Source organism: Paraburkholderia sp. CNPSo 3281 (genome assembly GCF_024206515.1).
GTDB lineage: Bacteria > Pseudomonadota > Gammaproteobacteria > Burkholderiales > Burkholderiaceae > Paraburkholderia > Paraburkholderia nodosa.
On record NZ_JAMBPS010000001.1, the window covers coordinates 164,498 to 185,073 of the forward strand.

23 protein-coding genes and 1 tRNA gene are annotated in these 20,576 nt (G+C 64.4%); 12 read left to right on the forward strand and 12 right to left on the reverse strand.

Annotation, left to right across the window (positions count from 1 at the left end; translation table 11 throughout):
• The first annotated feature begins 320 nt into the window (after window positions 1-320).
• Window positions 321-1,103, forward strand: a complete 783-nt coding sequence (gene trmB / locus M3I56_RS00785) for a tRNA (guanosine(46)-N7)-methyltransferase TrmB (protein ID WP_254352063.1) — start codon at window positions 321-323, stop codon at window positions 1,101-1,103.
• A gap of 58 nt (window positions 1,104-1,161) precedes the next feature.
• Here the strand turns inward: trmB and M3I56_RS00790 are convergent, their stop codons facing one another.
• From M3I56_RS00790 to M3I56_RS00800, 3 genes are all read right to left on the reverse strand, one after another.
• Entirely contained in the window at window positions 1,162-2,016 is an 855-nt protein-coding gene (locus tag M3I56_RS00790; protein ID WP_254352064.1) for an undecaprenyl-diphosphate phosphatase, read from the reverse strand.
• Window positions 2,017-2,104: 88 nt separating this feature from the next.
• The gene (locus M3I56_RS00795) at window positions 2,105-2,692 is read right to left on the reverse strand and encodes a DUF1439 domain-containing protein (protein WP_254352065.1); all 588 of its coding nucleotides are present in this window, start codon (window positions 2,690-2,692) and stop codon (window positions 2,105-2,107) included.
• Between the two features lie 80 nt (window positions 2,693-2,772).
• Window positions 2,773-3,078: a YkgJ family cysteine cluster protein gene (locus M3I56_RS00800; RefSeq protein WP_375541656.1), complete on the reverse strand. Its 306-nt coding sequence runs from the start codon at window positions 3,076-3,078 to the stop codon at window positions 2,773-2,775.
• A 222-nt stretch (window positions 3,079-3,300) separates the two neighbouring features.
• Here M3I56_RS00800 and hemN point away from each other — a divergent pair, with 222 nt between their 5' ends.
• The 3 genes from hemN to M3I56_RS41520 all read left to right on the forward strand — a co-directional run bounded on the left by hemN (window position 3,301) and on the right by M3I56_RS41520 (window position 5,247).
• Entirely contained in the window at window positions 3,301-4,686 is a 1,386-nt protein-coding gene (gene hemN / locus M3I56_RS00805; protein ID WP_254352067.1) for an oxygen-independent coproporphyrinogen III oxidase, read from the forward strand.
• 112 nt (window positions 4,687-4,798) lie between these two features.
• Window positions 4,799-4,883, forward strand: a tRNA-Leu gene (locus tag M3I56_RS00810).
• Window positions 4,884-5,007: 124 nt separating this feature from the next.
• Window positions 5,008-5,247 (forward strand): hypothetical protein, encoded by a 240-nt coding sequence (locus M3I56_RS41520; RefSeq protein ID WP_375541657.1) that lies wholly within the window; start codon window positions 5,008-5,010, stop codon window positions 5,245-5,247.
• Window positions 5,248-5,268: 21 nt separating this feature from the next.
• On the opposite strand, the gene poxB is transcribed toward M3I56_RS41520, so the two are convergent.
• Window positions 5,269-6,987, reverse strand: a complete 1,719-nt coding sequence (gene poxB / locus M3I56_RS00815; RefSeq protein WP_254352068.1) for a ubiquinone-dependent pyruvate dehydrogenase — start codon at window positions 6,985-6,987, stop codon at window positions 5,269-5,271.
• A 254-nt stretch (window positions 6,988-7,241) separates the two neighbouring features.
• Here poxB and M3I56_RS00820 point away from each other — a divergent pair, with 254 nt between their 5' ends.
• Window positions 7,242-7,949 (forward strand): pseudouridine synthase, encoded by a 708-nt coding sequence (locus M3I56_RS00820; RefSeq protein ID WP_254352069.1) that lies wholly within the window; start codon window positions 7,242-7,244, stop codon window positions 7,947-7,949.
• 155 nt (window positions 7,950-8,104) lie between these two features.
• Window positions 8,105-8,293, forward strand: a complete 189-nt coding sequence (locus tag M3I56_RS00825; protein WP_042260822.1) for a hypothetical protein — start codon at window positions 8,105-8,107, stop codon at window positions 8,291-8,293.
• A 34-nt stretch (window positions 8,294-8,327) separates the two neighbouring features.
• On the opposite strand, the gene M3I56_RS00830 is transcribed toward M3I56_RS00825, so the two are convergent.
• A complete protein-coding gene (locus M3I56_RS00830) occupies window positions 8,328-9,410 on the reverse strand; it encodes an NAD-dependent epimerase/dehydratase family protein (protein WP_254352070.1) in 1,083 nt (360 codons plus the stop codon).
• A 122-nt stretch (window positions 9,411-9,532) separates the two neighbouring features.
• On the opposite strand from M3I56_RS00830, the gene M3I56_RS00835 reads away from it, so the two are divergent.
• The 3 genes from M3I56_RS00835 (at window position 9,533) to M3I56_RS00845 (ending at window position 12,574) form a co-directional block, all read left to right on the forward strand.
• Window positions 9,533-10,564, forward strand: a complete 1,032-nt coding sequence (locus M3I56_RS00835; protein WP_254352071.1) for a CDP-6-deoxy-delta-3,4-glucoseen reductase — start codon at window positions 9,533-9,535, stop codon at window positions 10,562-10,564.
• Between the two features lie 345 nt (window positions 10,565-10,909).
• Window positions 10,910-12,094 (forward strand): acetylornithine transaminase, encoded by a 1,185-nt coding sequence (locus tag M3I56_RS00840; protein ID WP_254352072.1) that lies wholly within the window; start codon window positions 10,910-10,912, stop codon window positions 12,092-12,094.
• An 18-nt stretch (window positions 12,095-12,112) separates the two neighbouring features.
• The gene (locus tag M3I56_RS00845; RefSeq protein ID WP_254352074.1) at window positions 12,113-12,574 is read left to right on the forward strand and encodes a GNAT family acetyltransferase; all 462 of its coding nucleotides are present in this window, start codon (window positions 12,113-12,115) and stop codon (window positions 12,572-12,574) included.
• Window positions 12,575-12,671: 97 nt separating this feature from the next.
• Here the strand turns inward: M3I56_RS00845 and M3I56_RS00850 are convergent, their stop codons facing one another.
• The 7 genes from M3I56_RS00850 to M3I56_RS00880 all read right to left on the reverse strand — a co-directional run bounded on the left by M3I56_RS00850 (window position 12,672) and on the right by M3I56_RS00880 (window position 18,870).
• The gene (locus M3I56_RS00850; RefSeq protein WP_254352076.1) at window positions 12,672-13,388 is read right to left on the reverse strand and encodes an ABC transporter ATP-binding protein; all 717 of its coding nucleotides are present in this window, start codon (window positions 13,386-13,388) and stop codon (window positions 12,672-12,674) included.
• Window positions 13,388-14,164: an ABC transporter ATP-binding protein gene (locus tag M3I56_RS00855; protein ID WP_028205256.1), complete on the reverse strand. Its 777-nt coding sequence runs from the start codon at window positions 14,162-14,164 to the stop codon at window positions 13,388-13,390. Before M3I56_RS00855 ends, M3I56_RS00850 begins: the two co-directional genes overlap by 1 nt.
• A 68-nt stretch (window positions 14,165-14,232) precedes the next feature.
• A complete protein-coding gene (locus M3I56_RS00860; protein ID WP_254352078.1) occupies window positions 14,233-15,402 on the reverse strand; it encodes an ABC transporter ATP-binding protein in 1,170 nt (389 codons plus the stop codon).
• Window positions 15,403-15,418: 16 nt separating this feature from the next.
• Complete coding sequence (locus M3I56_RS00865; protein ID WP_201695419.1) at window positions 15,419-16,369, reverse strand: branched-chain amino acid ABC transporter permease; 951 nt, start codon at window positions 16,367-16,369, stop codon at window positions 15,419-15,421.
• A gap of 213 nt (window positions 16,370-16,582) precedes the next feature.
• Window positions 16,583-16,885 (reverse strand): hypothetical protein, encoded by a 303-nt coding sequence (locus M3I56_RS00870; RefSeq protein ID WP_254352080.1) that lies wholly within the window; start codon window positions 16,883-16,885, stop codon window positions 16,583-16,585.
• Between the two features lie 552 nt (window positions 16,886-17,437).
• A complete protein-coding gene (gene ispH / locus M3I56_RS00875) occupies window positions 17,438-18,409 on the reverse strand; it encodes a 4-hydroxy-3-methylbut-2-enyl diphosphate reductase (protein ID WP_254352081.1) in 972 nt (323 codons plus the stop codon).
• Window positions 18,410-18,414: 5 nt separating this feature from the next.
• Window positions 18,415-18,870 (reverse strand): peptidylprolyl isomerase, encoded by a 456-nt coding sequence (locus tag M3I56_RS00880; RefSeq protein ID WP_028205261.1) that lies wholly within the window; start codon window positions 18,868-18,870, stop codon window positions 18,415-18,417.
• Window positions 18,871-19,059: 189 nt separating this feature from the next.
• Between M3I56_RS00880 and radC the strand changes: the two genes are divergently transcribed.
• From radC to rpmG, 3 genes are all read left to right on the forward strand, one after another.
• Window positions 19,060-19,884 carry a DNA repair protein RadC gene (gene radC / locus M3I56_RS00885; protein ID WP_254352082.1) on the forward strand — a complete coding sequence of 275 codons (825 nt, stop codon included), beginning with the start codon at window positions 19,060-19,062 and terminating at the stop codon, window positions 19,882-19,884.
• A 256-nt stretch (window positions 19,885-20,140) separates the two neighbouring features.
• A complete protein-coding gene (gene rpmB, locus M3I56_RS00890) occupies window positions 20,141-20,374 on the forward strand; it encodes a 50S ribosomal protein L28 (protein WP_254352084.1) in 234 nt (77 codons plus the stop codon).
• Between the two features lie 10 nt (window positions 20,375-20,384).
• A complete protein-coding gene (rpmG, locus tag M3I56_RS00895; RefSeq protein ID WP_027817504.1) occupies window positions 20,385-20,552 on the forward strand; it encodes a 50S ribosomal protein L33 in 168 nt (55 codons plus the stop codon).
• Window positions 20,553-20,576 lie beyond the last annotated feature (24 nt).

Genomic DNA, 20,576 nt, shown 5'->3' on the forward strand with positions numbered 1-20,576 from the left:
GATAGGCGGAGCGGCACGCTGCGAGGCGCTGCGCGCCGCCTCAGCCGCCAGAGCCGTGCGAGCGCGCTGATATAATGCGCGACGGCTTCGGAGCCGCTGGGCTTCGAGCGCGCCGCGCCCGCCTGCCGGGCCGAAGGCCATCGCCGGTTCCGGCGAACGCCAAAGCCGCCCACAAGGCGTCCGGCCACGCCGGCCCGCGTAGCCCCCCGGCACCCGCGTCGCCGCGACTAGCCCGACATACCTCGCACCGAGCCGAAGGCGCAGCCCGCCCCCATTATCGACAGCCGCGACAGCCGCCGCTCTCACACCCACCCGCGAAGATGAATCACGATCCCAACGACGCCGCCCGTCCCGACTCCACGCAGTCCGACGCACAAGACGCCGCCTCCGACACGAACGCGCAATCAGGGGCCTCCGCCGACGACGCGCTGCACCACCGCCGCATCCGCAGCTTCGTGACCCGTGCTGGCCGCGTCTCGACCGGCCAGCGCCGCGCGCTCGACGAACTGGGCCCGCGCTTCGTCGTGCCCTACGCGCCCGAAGCCGCCGACTGGGACGGCGTGTTTGAACGGCACGCACCGCGCATCCTGGAGATCGGTTTCGGGATGGGCGCGAGCACGGCGGAAATCGCCGCCTTGCGCCGTGAGGACGACTTCCTCGGCGTCGAGGTCCACGAGCCTGGCGTTGGCGCGCTGCTCAAGCTGATCGGCGACCAGAATCTGGAGAACATTCGCATCATCCAGCACGACGCCGTGGAAGTGCTCGAGCACATGATCGCGCCGGCGAGCCTCGACGGCGTGCACATCTTCTTCCCCGATCCGTGGCACAAGGCCCGCCATCACAAGCGCCGCCTGATTCAGCCGAAGTTCGTCGCGCATCTCGTGTCGCGCATGAAGCCGGGCGCGTACCTGCACTGCGCGACCGACTGGCAGAACTACGCCGAGCAGATGCTCGAAGTGCTCAGCGCGGAGCCCGCGCTCGAGAATACGGCCGCCGACTACGCGCCGCGACCCGACTACCGCCCGGTGACGAAGTTCGAGCGACGCGGCCTGCGGCTCGGTCACGGCGTGTGGGATCTCGTGTTCCGCCGCCGCGCGGACTGAAACCGGGAACCGCATGGAAAAACGGGCGCCGTGATGTCACGCGGCGCCCGTTGCGTTTTTAGTCGTCCCAGCCTAGCCCGCCGCCATAGCCGAACAGCAGGACCACGAGACCGAAAGCGATCCGGTACCAGGCGAAGGCGGTGAAATCGTGCGAAGCCACGAAGCGCAGCAGCCAGCGCACACACGCGAACGCGCTGACGAACGCGGCGACGAAGCCGATGCCGAAGAGCCCGAGCCAGTCCACGGAAAGCTCGTGCCAGCTCTTGTACAGCTCATAAACGGTCGCGCCGAAGATCACGGGAATCGCAAGGAAGAACGAGAATTCGGTCGCGACACGCCGCTCGAGGCCGAACAGCATCGCGCCGATGATGGTCGAGCCCGAACGCGACATGCCCGGAATCAGCGCGAAGCACTGCGCGCAGCCCACCTTGAAGGCATCGAGCGGCGTGATCTCGTCAATCGAGTTCACGCGCGCGCCGCGCTGCTCGGCGACCGGCAGTCCCTTCGGGCCACGCAGGCGATTTTCGACCCACAGGATGACGAGGCCGCCGCCAACAAGGGCGAACGCCACCGGCACCGGCGCGAAGAGCACCGACTTGATCGTCTTCTCGAACATCAGACCGAGCACGACTGCCGGAATGGTGGCGACGATCACGTTGAGCGTGAAGCGCCGCGCATCGGGCCGAGAGGGCAACCCGACGACCACCTCGCCGATTTTGCGCCGGAACTCCCAGCACACGGCGAGGATCGCGCCAAACTGGATCACCACGTAGAAGGTCTTGGCATACTCGCCTTCGAAGTTGAGCAAGCTGCCGACGACGATCAGATGCCCCGTACTCGACACGGGCAGAAATTCCGTCAGCCCTTCGACGATGCCGAGAATCAAGGCCTTGCAGGTCAAAATCCAGTCCATCCCTTTTATCCCTCTTCTTTGAGCGTCGGGACGGCGCACGCCGCGCCGCACGACCAACGACGACTGCGTGCGTCGGCGTTTCGTCGGCCTACTTCTCGACGATCTGCACGCGTATGCCGTTTGTAAGGATGGTGATTGTACCGGGTTCGTAGTTGACGCCGGCAAATTGGAGCTGGTCGGGCTTGAACGTATAGACGGGGTAATTGTTGAGCAACTGGGTGGCGACGAGCGCGGCGACCGCGCTCACCTGCGGCGCGTAGGCGGCGGCGTTGCCCGCCATGTCGACGCCATCGACCGAAGGCGAGCGCAGCACCACGGCGCGGTTCGCGCTGTCGTAGGCGAGTTCGCTCGACACCGTGAACGCACCGCTCACAGGCTGCTGCATCAACGGGCTTTCGAGGTGCGCGTCGAGCCGCACGGCCACGCGATTGCGATCGGGCTGCAGCGTCACGACGGGGTTCGTGAGCGAGACGTCGATAATCTGCTGCATCGAGCGGTGATAGGGAAACTTGCGCTGCACCGCGTCCTGCACCTGCTGCTGCGAAAACGTGTAGTGATCGGGAATGAACGGGAAAATCCCCGTCGCACACGCGCCGAGCGACATCGCCGTACCCGCCGCAGCGCAGGCTGTGAACAGGAAGGCGCGCCGGGAAACGCGCGTTGCGGTGTGGACCATGCGAAATCTCCTTGTTGGGCCGGGACTGGCGCGCCGTCATTCTGGCGCATGGCGGCTGGGCGGCGCAGTTTGCGCCGGGTTCAGCACGAGGCTGGCGCTTGCGGCTGGGTTTGCGCCTCGAGACGCGTGAGCCAGACAATCGCCTCCTCGCGCGACTCGCCGCACATCTCGGGCTGCGGCTGCAGCCCTGAGCAGCACGCCGGCCGCAACGGCGAGCCGAAGATCATGCAGCGCAGGTCCTCGCCGAGTTGAACACAACGCACGCCGGCCGGCTTGCCTTGAGGCATGCCCGGAATCGGGCTAGTAATAGACGGCGCGATGCAGCACGCGCCGCAACCGGGACGGCAGGCGTGCACTGGGGCATCGGCGGGAAAAACGCTACTCACTTCGGCTTCCTGGAACTCTGACAATTCGTGTCCGCGCGGCGACGGACCAGACGGCATTGTGCCATTGCCCGCATGCGACCTTTTTACACAATCGCTTCTTCCTACTCGCTCGTACACTTTGTCCATCTGGCGCTGTAGGACAAGGGACAGGCCATCTGTGCGTGGCGTTCCGCGGCGCCGGACGCTGCCCACCCAAGCGCCGCCCTTCCCAGTGAGCCTTGCATGAGCGACGCCGACCTGCTCTTTCGCCCCGACCTGCTTGCCAAATATGGCGCCAACGGCCCGCGCTACACGTCCTACCCCACCGCCCTGCAATTCCGCGACGACTTTGATCCCGCCGACTACATGCGCGCGGCGGCCGATCTGGGCGCGAGCGAAACCGACCTCTCGCTGTACTTCCACATTCCGTTCTGCGACACCGTCTGCTTCTATTGCGGCTGCAACAAGGTCATCACGAAGAACCGCGGCCGCGCGAAACCGTATCTCGCGCAGATGATCCGCGAAGTGGAGCTGCAGGCCGCGCTGTTCGACACGAAGCGCCCCGTTTCGCAGCTGCATTGGGGCGGCGGCACGCCCACCTTTCTCTCGCTGGAGGAAATGAGCGCGCTCATGGCCGCCACGCGCGAACACTTCGCGCTGCAGCCCGACGATACCGGCGAATACTCGATCGAGATCGACCCGCGCGAAGCCACGGCGCAGACCATTGCGCATCTGCGTCCGCTCGGCTTCAACCGGCTGAGCCTCGGCGTTCAGGACTTCGACCCGGTCGTGCAGAAGGCGGTCAACCGCATCCAGCCGCTCGAGCTGACCGTCGACGTCATGAACGCCGCGCGCGCGAACGGCTTTGAATCGATCAGCGTCGATCTGATCTACGGCTTGCCGCACCAGAACGTCAAAGCCTTCGGCCGCACGCTCGAGACGATGTTGCTGCTCGCGCCCGATCGCATCTCGGTGTTCGGCTACGCGCACATGCCGCATCTGTTCAAGATGCAGCGTCAGATGGACGAAGCGACCTTGCCCACGCCCGCGGAGCGCATGGCGCTGCTGAGGCTCGTGATCGAGCAGCTCACCGAGGCGGGCTACGTCTACATCGGCATGGATCATTTCGCACTGCCCACCGACGAACTCGCACGCGCCCAGGCGCAGCGCACGCTGCACCGCAATTTCCAGGGTTACAGCACGCGCGCCGACTGCGACCTGATCGGCTTTGGCGCCTCGGCGATCGGCAAGGTCGGCGACGTCTACGCGCAGAACGCCAAGGACCTGCTCGGCTACGGCGCGGCGATTGGCGCGGGCAAGCTCGCGACCGCGAAGGGCGTGCGCCTCACTGCCGATGACCGTCTGCGCCGCGACATCATCACGGAGCTCATGTGCAATCTCGAACTGCGTTACGACGAGTTCGAGGCCATCTACGGCGTGCGTTTTCCGGCGGCCTTTGCGGGCGAACTCGAACGGCTGCGCGAGTTCGAACGCGACGGGCTGGTTGCGCGCAGCGCCGACCGCCTCGAGGTGCTGCCCGCCGGGCGCATGCTGGTGCGCAATATCGCGATGGTGTTCGACCGCTACCTTGGCGCGCAGCAGCCAGAACGATTCTCGCGGACGATTTGACGGCTTGCCGGCGCCGCGTAGTTGCCTGAGCGGGCGATTTGCGTCATAATCTCTGGCTACTTCGAGCGCTTGCATGTTCGCGCTCGGGTGCGAGAAACACACAGAAGCAAACGCCTCGGTGGTGAAATTGGTAGACGCGCCGGACTCAAAATCCGGTTCCGAAAGGAGTGCCGGTTCGATTCCGGCCCGAGGCACCAGAATGCTTTCCGGCAATATCCGCCGGAATCCTGAAACCCGCGAAAGCTTAGGGCCTCGCGGGTTTTTTGTTGCCGGCCTGACGCCGGCGCGCCCTTCTTTGGACGAAGATCAAGCGTCCTGCGGATGTCGCACGGCGTGCCGCGCCCCGCTGCTATCGTTGTCGAAGTTATCGAGATAGCAACCGGGAGCCGACGATGGACAGCATTTTCAGGACGCGCTGCCGCAACGTTGATCCGATCGAACGCAGACAGATCCGCCAGGCTCGAAGCGCTGGACCGGCTGCTGCTCGACGTGCGCGCGGGCCGCGTCGATGAATTTCGCACCTGGCCAGAGGACAGCACCTGCGTCTCGATCACTGACTGATGCAGGTCCGCCGCGCGAGCCTCAGCGCAAATTCGTCTGCGCCAGCTCCACCACCTCGTCTCCGCGCCCGCTCAGCACCGCACGCAGCATGTAGAGGCTGAACCCTTTCGCCTGCGCCCACTGCAGCTTCGGCGGCATGGCCAGTTCGTGCTTCGTCGTCACCACGTCGACGAGCGCCGGCCCTGCGTGCGAGAACGCCGCGCGCAACGCCTCATCGAGCGCTTCAGACGTCTCCACACGCACGCTGAAGAGGCCCGCGCCTTTCGCGATATCCGCGAAGTTGGTGGCCGCCAGATCGGTGCCCGTCTCCACATAGCCGCCCGCCTTCATCTCCATCGCGACAAAACCGAGCGAGCTATTATTCAGGACAACGATCTTGATCGGCAGATCGAGCTGGCGCGCCGTGAGAATGTCGCCGAGCAGCATCGAAAGGCCGCCGTCGCCGGAGAGCGAGACCACCTGGCGCCCAGCGTGAGCTGCCTGCGCGCCGAGGGCCTGCGGCATGGCGTTCGCCATCGAGCCGTGGTTGAACGAGCCGTGCAGGCGGCGCCGGCCGTTCATCGTCAGGTAGCGCGCGGCCCAGAGCGTGGGCGTGCCGACGTCGACCGCGAAGATCGCATCGTCCTCGGCGAGCGCGTCCAGACGCGCCACCACATACTGCGGATGCAGCGGCTTGCCGGCAACTGCCGGGCGCGCGAGTTCGTCGAGTCCCTTGCGCGCGTTCGCGTAGTGCTCGCGCGCATGCTCGATGAAGCGCCGGTCGGTCTTGCGCGTGAGCTTCGGCGTGAGCGCGCGCAACGTTTCGCGTACGTCGCCGGTGAGCCCGAGCGTGAGCGGCGCGCGTTTGCCGAGCGCGGCGGCGTCGCGGTCGATCTGCACGATATTCGCGTGTTGCGGATAGAAGTTGCGATACGGGAAGTCGGTGCCGAGCATGACGAGCGTGTCGCACGACATCATCGCGTGGTAGCCCGAGCTGAAGCCGATCAGACCGGTCATGCCCACGTCGTATGGGTTGTCCCATTCGACGTACTGCTTGCCGCGCAGCGCATGCACCGTCGGCGCGCCGAGCGCGTCCGCGAAGGCCACCACCTCGTCATGCGAGCCCTTGCAGCCGCTGCCGCACAGCAGCGTCACCGCTTCGGAGCGATTGAGCAGCTCAGCGAGCCGGTCGATATCCGCCGACGAAGGCAAGGTCGCCGGACGCGCTGCCTGGGCCCATGCCGGCTCCTCGTCGGACGCGTCCAGAAGCGCCACGTCGCCGGGCAGCACGATCACGGCGACGCCGTTCTGATCGATCGCGGTGCGCAGCGCGGTGTCGAGCACGCGTGGGAACTGCGAGGCGTTCGTCACCAGTTCCACGTAATGGCTGCACTCGCGGAAGAGTTCGGTCGGGTGCGTCTCCTGGAAGTAGCCGAGGCCGATCTCAGTCGAGGGAATGTGCGCCGCGATTGCGAGCACGGGCGAGCGGTTGCGATGGCAGTCGTAAAGACCGTTGATGAGATGCAGGTTGCCTGGCCCGCAACTGCCCGCGCACACCGCAAGCCGGCCGGTCGCCGCTGCCTCGGCGCCCGCCGCAAAGGCGGCGACTTCCTCGTGCCGCGTGTGCATCCAGCGGATTGTGCCGAGCTTGCGCAGGCTCGCCGACAAGCCGTTCAGGCTGTCGCCGGTCACGCCCCAGATGCGCTCGACGCCGACTGCCTCGAGCGTTTTCGCCAGATGATCCGCTATCGTCTTCGCCATGGTGTTCTCCACGTGAACCGTATGGCGCAGCGCGCGCACCGAGGCCGGGCGCTGCGCGAGAAGAAAATTGGGGGCAAGTATTCGGGCGTCCAGGCCCTGCACCTGCGCCGGACCTGCCAATGCCCTGCGCTACGTTACGCCATCCGCCCGAAATACGCGGTCAAGCCGCGCGCAGCGCGCAGGCGGCGAGTGCGGGGGCGCGGAACACCTCGCCGCGGATAAAATACCCCGCTCTACGCTGTTCGCCGTCCGTCATGAATCTCGAAAGCATCCTCTTCACCCAGGGTTTCGGCTCACGCCGCCAATGCCGCGCGCTTATCGCCGACGCGCGGGTCGCCGTCGCGGGCGAGCCGTGCACCAATCCGCTCGCAACGTTCGACACGGCCAGCCTGGTCTTGAGCGTGGACGGCACGCCGTGGCCGTTTCACGAGCGCGCCTACATTGCGCTCAACAAGCCCGCGGGCTATGAATGCTCGCGCGATCCGCAGCATCACTTGAGCGTGTTTCATCTGCTGCCGCCGCAGTTCGCGCAGCGCAACGTGCAATGCGTCGGCCGCCTCGATCAGGACACGACCGGCCTCCTGCTGCTTTCCGACGATGGCCAGTTCGTCCACGCCTTCACGTCGCCCAAGCGCAAGGTGCCGAAGGTCTACGTGGCGAGCACGCGCCATCCGCTCGACGAAACCCAGCTCAAAGCCCTGCGCGAAGGCGTGCTGCTGCATGGCGAGCGCGAGCCGAGCGCCGCAGTCGCCGCAAACGCACGTGCCGACCACGAGCTGGAGCTGACCGTGCTCGAAGGCAAATATCACCAGGTCAAACGGATGGTCGCCGCGGCCGGCAACCGCGTCGAAGCGCTCCACCGCGAGCGCATCGGCGCCTTTTCGCTGCCCGCCGGTCTGGCGCCGGGCGCATGGCAATGGCTCGACGCCGCCGCGCTCGACGCGTTGCGCAACAAGGGGTAAACCACCACCAGGCGGCACGAGCGCCCGCCGCTCAGTGCGTCGACGCACCGATGCTTGCAAACAGGCATCGCTTTCGCCGCGCCGCAGCATGTCCTTGCCGAGCTTCCGCCCTATACTCGTCTCAAGAACGATTACAAGTTGCAAGGAGGGGCATCATGATCATCAACGGCTCGTTCGAAATCTCATTCGTGTTGATGGCCTTCATGGCGCTAGGGGCGGTTCTGATTGGGGGCCTGCTCGCGTCGATGCATATGCGACATCAGTATCATCCGAACCTCATCGGGGCGCTCATCGGAGCGCTATTGTGCTTCCTCCTGCTCGAAGCGCTGCCGGCCATCACGTGAACGGCACGCTTTGCGCCGCGCCGCCCGCCCGGAGTCACGGGTGCGGCGGCAGCGTGCGCAAGAACGCATCTACGTCGGGATAACGCAAACGCACGCGCAGTTCGCGCTTGAGGCGCGTATTGGCGAGCCTTCTCGACTCCCGCATGAACGACAGCAAGACCGGCTCGAGTTCGCGCTCGGCCTCGGCGCGGCTCACGCGCGGCGCGCGCGCGAGGCCGAAGGCGTCGGCCACGCGGTCGAAATACTCGCCCATCTTCAGTTGGCTGTCGTCCGTCGCGTGGATCGTGCGCCCCGGGCGACCATGCGTTGCGAGGCGCAGAAGAATCGTCGCGAGGTCGTCTGCGTGGATGTGGCTCGTGTAGACGTCGTCGCTCGCTATGAGCGCCGGCGTGCGCTTCTCGAGCCGCGCGAGCGGAAGGCGGTTCGCGGCGTAAATGCCGGGAATGCGCGCGATCGTCGCGCTGAGCGCGCCGCGCGCCGTTGCGCGACGCAATTGCTGTTCGGCCGACACCCGGCGTATGGCACGGGCGTTGGCGGGCTGCACTGTGCGTGTTTCGTCGATGCGCGCGCCGCCGCAATCCCCGTACACCCCCGTCGTGCTTGCGTAGACGAGCCTCGGGCGTTCGAGGCGCTTGCGCCGGGCGCGGGAAAATCGCCGGATGCGCTCGGGTACAATGACGGATGCTCCAAAGGCTGCGGCATGGCCGACAGCGTCGCGGCGCATGCGGTCCACGAGGCAATGCAATGGGGGCCGCAATGCGCGCGGCGCCACGCCCGCCAGCGCAGGCCGCGACACCGCGCGACGCCGCGCCGCAAGCGCTGCGATCAGGCGGCGCGTGCGCAGGTCGTCGTCGCCGGATTTTTGCGGTGGCGCGAGGTGCAGGACGGTGCCCGCGAGGCCCGCGATCCGCGCGAGACTCGTGCGGGAATCGAGGTCGCCGCGCACCGGCGTTGCACCCGCGGCCCGCACCGCGTCTGCGCGCTCGGCACGGCGCGTGAGCGCGAATACACGCGCGCGGTCTGGCCGCTCGCGCAACTGGGCGACGCCGCGCAGGCCGACGTCGCCGCAACCGACAATCAGGATGCGCGCACGGCGCAAGGTTCGTGTGGCAATCATGGTGGAACCATTTTAGCGGCCCGGGCCTCGCGGCGAAGGCCGGCAAGGCAAACGCGGCAACTTACCCAAAGCGACCCGCGCCCGGAATCAACCCTCGGATACAGACTTACGCTTCCCTGAATATGGCTTTCAACGTAACGCTCAAGCAAAGCGGCCGGCAATTCCAGGTCGAGCCCGACGAACCCATTCTCAACGCGGCCCTGCGTCAGGGCATCGGCCTGCCGTATGGCTGCAAGAACGGCGCCTGCGGCTCGTGCAAGGGCACGGTCTGCAACGGCGAAGTCGAGCAGCGCGCCCACGCGGCTTCGGCGCTTTCCAATGACGAAAGAACGCGCGGCATGGCCCTCTTCTGCTGTGCGACGGCGCAAACCGACCTCGAAATCGATATCCGCGAAGTGGCGGGCGTGGGCGACGTGCAGGTGCGCAAGCTGCCCACCCGCATCGCCGCCATCGAGCGCCGCGCCGACGACGTCGTCGTCCTCAAGCTGCAACTGCCCGCCAACGAGCGCCTGCAATATCTCGCCGGCCAGTACCTCGAATTCATCCTCAAGGACGGCACGCGCCGCAGCTACTCCATGGCGAGCGCGCCGCACGAGGAAGGCCCGATCGAGCTGCACATCCGCCACATGCCGGGCGGCAAGTTCACCGATCACGTGTTCTCGCAGATGAAGGAGCGCGACATCCTGCGCTTCGAAGCGCCGCTCGGCACCTTCTTCCTGCGTGAAGAATCCGATAAACCCATCGTGCTGCTCGCCTCCGGCACCGGCTTCGCGCCGCTCAAGGCGATCGTCGAGCACGCGGTCCACAAGAACCTGAACCGCCCGATGACGCTCTACTGGGGCGCGCGCCAGAAGAAGGACCTGTACCTGATGGATCTCGCCGAGCAATGGGCGAAGGAGATCCCGAACTTCCGCTTCGTGCCGGTGCTCTCCGAGCCTGCAGCCGGCGACAACTGGACCGGCCGCACGGGATTCGTGCACCGCGCCGTGATCGAGGATCTGCCCGATCTTTCTGGCCACCAGGTCTATGCGTGCGGCGCGCCGGTGATGGTGGAGTCCGCGCAGCGCGACTTCACGCAGCACCACGGCCTGCCCGAAGACGAGTTTTACGCGGACTCGTTCACGAGCGCCGCCGACCTCGCGAACGCCGTCTGAAGCTCGCCCGAGTGGGTCGTTGCGTGTGCAATGCATCGACCCGCCGGGTAGCCGTCACGAAAAATTCTTCGGCCGCCTGGAAAAATTCGGCACATTGATGGTTTACATCGCCATTCGGCTTGTCGTATTCTTGCGCCCATGAACTGCATCCTGTCCGCCCTTCGACGTCGCCGCTCGCCCCATCTTTAGGGCCTGGCTACTCGCGGACGCGCGTTGTACTTCTCAACGCACAGCAAGTTCGAATCACGAAAGCCACGGCCAGTCCGTGGCTTTTTGTTTTTCCGCCGTAACTTTTGCAACCCCGTTTTTCAACCCTAGTGCAGCCCCAACGCGGAGCCCGTTGCCATGAATTTTTCCGAATACCCGATCGAGTCGCTGATGTACATCACCAACCGGCCCGAAATCGTTTTCACGCATGGCAAAGGGTCGTGGCTCTACGACAACGAAGGCAAGCGATACCTGGACTTCATCCAGGGTTGGGCCGTCAACAGCCTCGGGCACTGCAACGAAGGCATGATCGAGGCGATGGAGAAGCAGGCGCGCCTGCTCATCAACCCGTCGCCGGCCTTCTACAACGAGCCGATGGCGAAGCTCGCGGGCCTGCTCACCGAGCACAGCTGCTTCGACAAGGTGTTCTTCGCCAACAGCGGCGCCGAAGCCAACGAAGGCGCGATCAAGCTCGCGCGCAAGTGGGGCAAGAAGCATCGCGACGGCGCCTACGAGATCATCACGTTCGACCACAGCTTCCACGGCCGCACGATCGCGACGATGTCGGCGAGCGGCAAGCCGGGCTGGGACACGATCTACGCACCGCAAGTGCCGGGCTTCCCGAAGGCCGACCTGAACGACATCGCCTCGGTTGAAAAGCTCATCACAGCGAAGACCGTCGCCGTGATGCTCGAGCCGATCCAGGGCGAAGGCGGCGTGATTCCCGCCACGCGCGAATTCATGCAGCAACTGCGCGCACTCACGAAGAAGCACGGCATCCTGATGATCGTCGACGAAGTGCAGAGCGGCTGCGGCCGTGCGGGCACCCTCTTCGCCTACGAACTCTCGGGCATCGAGCCGGACATCATGACGCTCGGCAAGGGCATTGGCGGCGGCGTGCCGCTCGCGGCGCTGCTCGCGAAGAAGGAAATCGCCGTGTTCGAAGCGGGCGACCAGGGCGGCACGTACAACGGCAACCCGCTGATGACGGCCGTGGGCTATTCGGTGATCTCGCAACTGGTTGCGCCCGGCTTTCTCGAAGGCGTACGCGCGCGCGGCGAGTATCTGCGCGAAAAGCTGCTCGAGCTTTCGGCCGAACGCGGCTTCCAGGGCGAGCGTGGCGAAGGCTTGCTGCGCGCGCTGCTGCTCGGCAAGGACATCGGGCCGGAGATCGTCGAGAAGGCGCGCCTGATGCAGCCGGACGGCCTGCTGCTCAACGCCGCGCGCCCGAACCTGCTGCGCTTCATGCCGGCGCTGAACGTGACGACGCAGGAAATCGACCAGATGATGGCGATGCTGCGCACGATCCTCGACTCGCTGTAATCGGGGGGAGCGGGAGCGATGTCCGTCACGATCCGCGTGTTCAGCGAAGCCGATACCGAAGCGGTGATCGCGCTCTGGCTGCAGGCGTTTCCCGAGTACAACGATGCGAGCCGGCCGCATCGCAATCCGCGTCTGTCGATCGCGAACAAGCTCGGTACGCAGCCGGAGCTTTTCTTCGTTGCCACGCGCGACGTCGACGGCGCGCTCATCGGCACGGCAATGGCAGGTTATGACGGGCATCGCGGCTGGCTCTATTCGGTCGCCGTTGCGCCCGAGTCGCGGCGCCATGGCCTCGGCACGCGGCTCGTGCGCCATGCGGAAAACGCGCTCGCCGCGCTGGGGTGCCTGAAGCTCAATCTTCAGGTGCTCACCGATAAGGCCGAGGTGCTCGCGTTCTACGAGCGGCTTGGCTATCGCGCCGATGCCGTGGTGAGTCTCGGCAAGCGGCTCGCCGTGCAGGAGTCCGAAGCGCTCGTCTGAGCCTCATTGGTCGACGTCATGAAAAAAAGCCGCATGGGTTTCACACCCATGCGGCTTTTGTTTTGATGCGGCCGCGCGGACCGCAATGCACTGCAGCTTACTCGCCCAGGTACGCTGCGCGCACCTTCGGATCGTCGAGCATCTGCTTGGCCTCGCCTTCCATCGTCACGAGACCCGAGTCCATCACGTAACCGCGGTTCGCCGCCTGCAGCGCGAGACGTGCGTTCTGCTCCACGAGAAGAACGGTGATGCCTTCCGACGAGATCGTGCGCACCACTTCGAAGATCTTCTCGACCATGATCGGCGAGAGACCCATCGAAGGCTCATCGAGCAGCAAAAGCTTCGGCTTGCTGATGATCGCACGCGCCATGGCCAGCATCTGCTGCTCGCCGCCCGAGAGCGTGCCTGCGAGTTGCGTCGCGCGTTCCTTCAGGCGCGGGAAGAAGCCGAACATGCGCTCGACGTCCTTCTGGATGCCGTCGTTGTCGCTGCGCAGGTACGCGCCCATCTGCATGTTTTCGAGAATCGACATGCGCGCGAAGATGCCCCGGCCTTCCGGCACCATCGCGAGGCCGCGTTTGAGCAGCTCATGCGCGGGCACGCCCTTGATCGACTGACCCATGTACTCGATGTCGCCAGCCGAGTACGGCTTCAGACCCGTGATCGCCTTCATCGTCGTGGTCTTGCCCGCGCCATTCGCGCCGATCAGCGTGACGAGTTCGCCAGAGCGTACTTCCATGTCCACGCCCTTGACTGCCTGGATCCCGCCGTAGTTGACCTGCAGACCCTTGATTTTCAGAACCGATGTCGACATTAGTGAACCCCCGCACCCAGATATGCCTCGATCACCTTCGGGTCCTTCTGCACGTCATGCGGCAGCCCTTCGGAGATCACCTTGCCATAGTCGAGCACTGTCATCCGGTTGCACAGGCCCATCACCAGTTTCACGTCGTGCTCGATCAGCAGGATAGTCTTGCCATCGGCGCGGATCTTGTCGAGCAGGCGCGTGAGTTCGACCTTCTCGGTCGCGTTCATGCCGGCCGCCGGCTCGTCGAGCGCGAGCAGCTTCGGGTCGGTCGCGAGCGCGCGCGCGATCTCCAGACGGCGCTGATGGCCGTACGAGAGATTGCGCGAGGTGTAGTCCGCGTATTGCGCGATGCCCACGTATTCGAGCAGCTCGATCGCGCGTTCCTTGATCTCGCGCTCTTCCTTGCGCTCCGCCGGCGTTTGCAGCACCGCACCGATCAGGCCGTGCTTCGTGCGCACGTGGCGGCCGACCATCACGTTTTCGAGCGCCGTCATGCCGCCGAACAGACGAATGTTCTGGAAGGTACGCGCGATGCCGGCCTTCGCCACCTGATAAACGGCGGTCGGCGTATAAGCCGTGCCATCGAGCTTGAATTCGCCCGAATCAGGCGTGTAGAGACCGGTAATCACGTTGAAGAACGTCGTCTTGCCGGCGCCGTTCGGGCCGATCAGGCCGTAGATCGTGCCTTCCTCGATCTGCAGGCCGACGTCGGACAGCGCCTGCAGGCCGCCGAAGCGTTTGTTCACGCCCTTCACGGACAGGCGGATAGGTTTGTTGCTCATGTGGTGTTCTCTCCTGTGTCGACCAGAGTTGGCGCTTGAGCGCTTACTCTGGTCCCACGCAAAGCGCCTTATGCGCGAACCGGCTTCTTGCTGGCGCGCTTGGCGATCTTCGCGATCTTGTCTTCGTGCTTCGCCGCGGGCCACAGGCCTTCGGAGCGGTACAGCATGATGACGACCATCGCAAGGCCGTAGAGCAGCTGACGAATGACTTCCGTATCGACGACTTCGTGGCCGAACAGCATGTGCTGGAGCGGACCCATCGTCGAGCGCAGGAACTCGGGGAAAATGGCGAGCAGCACGGCGCCGAGAATCACGCCGGGGATGTGGCCCATGCCGCCGAGCACCACGCAGGCGAGCACGACGACCGATTCCCAGAACGTGAACGATTCCGGCGAAACGAAGCCCTGGAACGCACCGAACATCGCACCCGAAAGACCGCCGAACGACGCGCCCATTGCAAACGCGAGCAGCTTGACGTTACGGGTGTTGATGCCCATGGCCTTGGCGGCGATTTCGTCTTCGCGGATCGCGGCCCATGCACGGCCGATACGCGAGTGCTGCAGACGCGTACACACCCAGATCACGAGCAGCGCGCAGATCACGAACACGTAGTAGTACATGTAGACCGACGTGAACGTGAAGCCGAGGATCTCGTGCGGCTGCGCGAGATTGAAGCCGAACACCTGCAGCGGCGCGACGCCCGTAATCCCCTGCGGCCCGTTGGTAATGTTCACCGGACGGTCGAGGTTGTTCATGAAGATACGAACGATTTCCCCGAAGCCGAGCGTCACGATCGCGAGGTAGTCGCCGCGCAGACGAAGCGTCGGTGCGCCGAGCAGCACGCCGAAGAGTGCGGCGAGCGCCATCGCGCACGGCACCACGATCCAGTACGGCGTATGCAGCCCGCCCGGGAACATGTTGGCGATCCACGCGAACTGCGTGGTGAGGTGCGGCGACGTCAGCAACGCGGCCACGTAGGCACCCACCGCGTAGAACGCGATATAGCCCAGGTCCAGCAGGCCAGCAAACCCCACCACCACGTTCAGGCCCAGCGCGAGCATCACGTAGAGCATCGCGAAGTCGAGCACGCGCACCCAGTAGTTGCCGCCCGCGGCGCCGACCACGAAGGGGAGCGCTGCCACGACGATGGCCGTCACGATGCCGACCGTGAGGGTCTTCGTCATGTTCTTTTCGGGGATGAGCGTCGTCGACGGCTCGATCGGTTGAATTGAAGTCATGTTGTGTTACTCCCTCTTATGCGCGGTCCGCGACACGTTCGCCCAGCAGCCCCGACGGACGGAACACGAGCACGACGATCAGCACGATGAATGCGAAGACGTCCTGATAGTTACTGCCGAACACCCCACCGGTCAGGTTACCGATGTAGCCTGCGCCGAGCTGCTCGATGAGACCGAGCACCACGCCGCCGACCATCGCGCCGCCGAGGTTGCCGATACCGCCCAGCACCGCGGCCGTGAAGGCCTTCATGCCGGGGATGAAACCCATGTAAAAGTGCGCGTTGCCGTATTCCGAGGCGATCATCACGCCGGCCAGCGCGGCAAGCGCCGAGCCGATCATGAACGTGGCCGAGATCACGAAGTTCGGGTTCACGCCCATCAGCGAGGCATTGTTCGGGTTCTCGGCGATCGCGCGCATGGCGCGGCCGAGCTTGGTCTTGTGCACGAGGAGCAGCAGACCCGCCATCACGAGGAACGCGACGACGATGATGACGATTTCCGTCATCGAGATCACGGCGCCCACGCCGGTTTCAGTCGGCTTGATGACGTTGATCGGGTCGGTCGAGATGAGCTGGGGGAACGCGAGCGGATTGCGGCCCCAGATGATCATGGCGAGCGTCTGCAGCAGGATCGACACACCGATCGCGGTGATCAGCGGTGCGAGGCGCGGCGCGCGGCGCAGCGGCCGGTAGGCGACCTTTTCGATCGTGTACCCGACGACCGCGCACACGACGGCGGCAACCACGAGCGCAATGCACAGCGTGGGGATGTTCCCGAGGCCCGGGAAGTGATTGTGGAGCACGTTGATCGCGGAGAGCGCGACCATGGCGCCCACCATGAGCACGTCGCCGTGCGCGAAGTTGATGATGCCCAGAATCCCGTACACCATCGTGTAACCGAGGGCGATGATGGCGTAGATGCTGCCAAGCACCAGCCCATTCAGGATCTGCTGGATGAAAATATCCATTTAATGCTCCTTAGCCCGTGCAACCGGATTCGCGCTCGTCATCGGCCGGTGGGCGATGTTTTACGGAACCGCAACGACACTTTCGGGTATTGAAGTAAAAACCGGTAACGGTTGGCCGCCCTGGTTCGCGTTGCCGCTGTGTTGCAGCGGCAGACTCGCCAAAAGCGGATGCAAAAACGGCACCGTCGGATGGTTCGGTGCCGTCGGGTTCAATCAAGTACGCGTCATATTCACGTTGGCGTATTCGCGGCGAGCCTTGCGGCCGGCAAACGCGAATGCGTCAAACGCCATGACTCCCTCTCCCCGGCCGCCCGCGCACTGCGGGATCTCAGCTGCGAGATCCGTCGCACCCAGGCGGCGAACCGGCATGACAACGCCGGTACATGCAAAAGCAATCTGCATGCCAGAAATGATCGATGTTGCGCTCGTGCCCGTCTCGGCATTGCGGCCGTGCCACGCATTGCGCGGCGCAACCGCATTGACCGATGACGCGGCAAAAGCCGACTTGAATTGCATTAATCAGGTCTCCTGCGCCTTCCGAAATGCTTGCCTGATGGCCTTCTCATGGGATGTCCAGCCTTCAGAACGCGCGCATTGTAACGCCAATTATGCGACGGGCAATATTGTTGAGCCGGCAGGGTTTTCCTGCATTGCAACCATATTTTTAGATAACCGCACGAGACGGGTTGCACCACAGGTTGCGCCGCATTTTCGTGCACCAGTTGCACCAAAAATCAACAGGCTTCGCATCATGTGTTGCAGATAATGGCCGCAATGCCTTGTCGGGCGGGCATTGAATCAAATGAAGGATATTTAAGGGAGAGCATAATAATGCCGCTACGGCGCGGTGCATTCGTGTCGAAAACGTGTCAATCGCCCCCTATATTCGGGGTCACACCACGCAATTGTGCCCTGCACGCTAGAGAAAACACTAATAAAAGCACCCGGCCAATGTGAGGTTAACCTGCCTTTTCTCATCATGTGGCCCTTATTATTGGCACTCCACATCTGTCGCAGGCATAAAAAAAACGCGCCGGATGGGCGCGTTCTTGCGGAGTAAGGGAGGCGTCAGACTGGCTGACCGAGTCCGCGCGGCAACGGGAACGCAATGTTCTCCTCGATGCCTTCGAGCGCGCGCACGTTGCGCGCACCGAGTTCGTGCAGGCGGCGAATGATCTCCTGAGCGAGCGCCTCGGGCGCCGACGCTCCGGCCGTCAGGCCGATCCGGCGCTTGCCGGCAATCCACTGGGGGTCGATCTGCTCGGGCGCATCCACCATATAGGCCGGAATGCCGCGCTTCTCGGCTACTTCGCGCAACCGGTTCGAATTGGAACTGTTCGGGCTGCCCACCACGATCACGACGTCGCACTGCGGCGCCATGAACTTGACGGCATCCTGGCGATTCTGTGTGGCGTAGCAGATGTCCTGTTTCTTCGGCTCGCGAATGGCCGGAAAACGCGCTTTCAGCGCTGCGATGATTTCCGCGGCGTCGTCCACCGAGAGCGTGGTTTGCGTGACGAACGCCACGCGCTGCGGATCGCGCAGCTTGAGCGCGTCGACATCAGCAATGTCTTCGACGAGGTACATGCCCTCGGCCACCTGCCCCATGGTGCCTTCCACTTCCGGATGGCCCTTGTGCCCGATCATGACGATGTCGAGCCCCTCGTCGCGCATCTTCGCGACTTCCACGTGCACCTTCGTGACGAGCGGGCAGGTCGCGTCGTAGACGCGCAGGCCACGCGCTTCGGCGTCGGCGCGCACCGACTTGGAGACGCCGTGCGCGCTGAAGATCACCGTGTTGCCGGACGGGACCTCATCGAGTTGCTCGATGAAGATCGCCCCCTTCTTGCGCAGATCTTCGACGACATAAGCGTTGTGGACGATCTCGTGACGCACGTAGATCGGTGCGCCGTGAAGCTGGATGGCGCGCTCGACGATCTCGATGGCCCGATCGACGCCGGCGCAGAAGCCGCGCGGCTGGGCGAGCAGGATTTCCGCGTCGGCCAGTTCTGCGATGAGGGACGTGTCCGTGTTGGTCATGGGCTTTAAAGGATTCCGATGATTTGCACTTCGAACGCAACCGCCTGGCCAGCGAGCGGGTGGTTGAAATCGAACAGGGCGGAGGTCTCGTTCACTTCCTTGAGCACACCCGCATAGCGGCCGCCGTTGGGGGCGTTGAATTCGATCAGGTCGCCCGGGCTGAACTCCTCGCCGATCATCCCGTTCTCGCGCAGGGTCTTGAGCGAGACGCGCTGGATCAGGTCGGGGTTGCGCTGGCCGAAAGCGACGCCGGGTTCTAGCTGAAAGGTCGAGTGGTGACCCACCTTCAGACCCTGCAAAATCTCTTCCAGCGGCGGCGCAAGCTGGCCGGCGCCCATCAGCAGGGTGGCGGGACGGTCGACAAAGGTATTGACGATTTCGGTGCCATCGGCGAGTGAAAGCCGGTAATTCAGCGTCACGTGGGAACCGGACTTCACTTCGGAGATGTCGATGATGCTCATGCGTAACTCGTTTCGTCGTAACGCGCGCTTCGCGCGTGCGCGCCGCAAGGCGCCGGTCCGGCCTGCCTCGGGCGGCCGGAAAACAACTATTGTAAGCCACTTGGCCAAGGCGGTCGCGGCACGATTGCGCACTGCCAACGCTCGCACTCGCGTGCGCCGCGCACACCTTATTTGTCTGTGGAGATTGCCATGAGGGAGCTTGCCTGCATGCTGGATACGGCGCCCGATACCGTCGGCGGCGCCCTCGCCGACCGCCTGCCCGGCCCGGGGTGCGCGGAGCGTGGGCCCCGCGGCGCCGCTCTCCCCGCGCGGGCGGCGCCTGCGGTCTCGACCCGCGAGAACGCGGCACCTGCGGCACCACGCCGCGACATGCCCCGCGAGCGACTGCGCACGGCCGGCGCGGCCGCGCTCTCGGACGTGGAGTTGCTGGCGATCCTGCTCGGCTTCGGCTTGCCGGGCCACGATGTCTTCGAGGTCGCTCGCACGCTGCTGGCCCAATTCGGCTCGCTGCGCGCCATGCTCGACGCGCCGCACGAAGAATTCGAGGCCCTGCGCGGCATCGGGCCCGCAAAAGCCGCAATGCTGCAAGCGGTGACGGAAGTCGCACGGCGGGCGCTGGCGCAAGCGCTCGACGACAAGCCGCTCGTCGACTCCCCCGGTGCGGTCGAAGACTATTTGCGCCTTCTGATCGGCGGGCGGCCGCACGAGGTGTTCGTTTGCCTCTTTCTGGACGCGCGCCATCGGCTGATCCGCTCGGAGGAAAGCTCGCGCGGCTCGCTCACGCACATGGCGGTGTATCCTCGTGAAATCGTACGGCGCGCGCTAACGCTCAATGCCGCGAGCCTGATCGTCGCCCATAATCACCCTTCGGGCGCGGTGCAGCCGAGCGCGAGTGACCGGCGCCTCACGCGGGTGTTGCGCGAAACGCTGGCGCTCGTGGAGGTTCAACTCATCGATCACCTGGTCATCGGCACCCGGGAGACGTTTTCCTTTGCGCGCCATGGCTGGAGCTGAGGCGGCACTGGCGCGAGGCGCGGCGGCAAACAACACCGTGTGCAAATCGGGTTTGATTTTCCAGGGCTTTTTCTGCTAGAATTATTGTTTGCCTATTTCCAACCCTGTTCCGAAGCCCGTCGCGGCATTCCAGGGGAAATATGGCCTGGGTTCGAGGTTGTCTCTCATCCATACGTGAGCGCGCTCCTATTCCGGCCATTTCTCGCCTGGGAAACTTAAGCGGCTCTCGAACTCAGAATTTCCGTAGGAGTGTCTCATGGCACGTGTATGCCAAGTCACTGGGAAAGCGCCGATGAGCGGCAACAACGTTTCCCACGCTAACAACAAAACCAAGCGCCGTTTCCTCCCGAATCTGCAAAACCGCCGTTTCTGGGTTGAAAGCGAAAACCGTTGGGTGCGTCTGCGCATCTCGAACGCAGGCCTGCGCCTGATCGACAAGAACGGCATCGATTCCGTGCTCGCAGTCCTGCGCGCACGCGGCGAACTGTAAGGAGTAAATCATGGCCAAGGGAATCCGCGACAAGATCAAGCTCGAGTCGACCGCAGGTACGGGTCACTTCTACACGACCACGAAGAACAAGCGCAACATGCCGGAAAAAATGTCGATCAAGAAGTTCGACCCGGTTGTTCGCAAGCACGTCGAGTACAAGGAAACCAAGATCAAGTAATTGATCGGGTTTCGAGCCTGACGA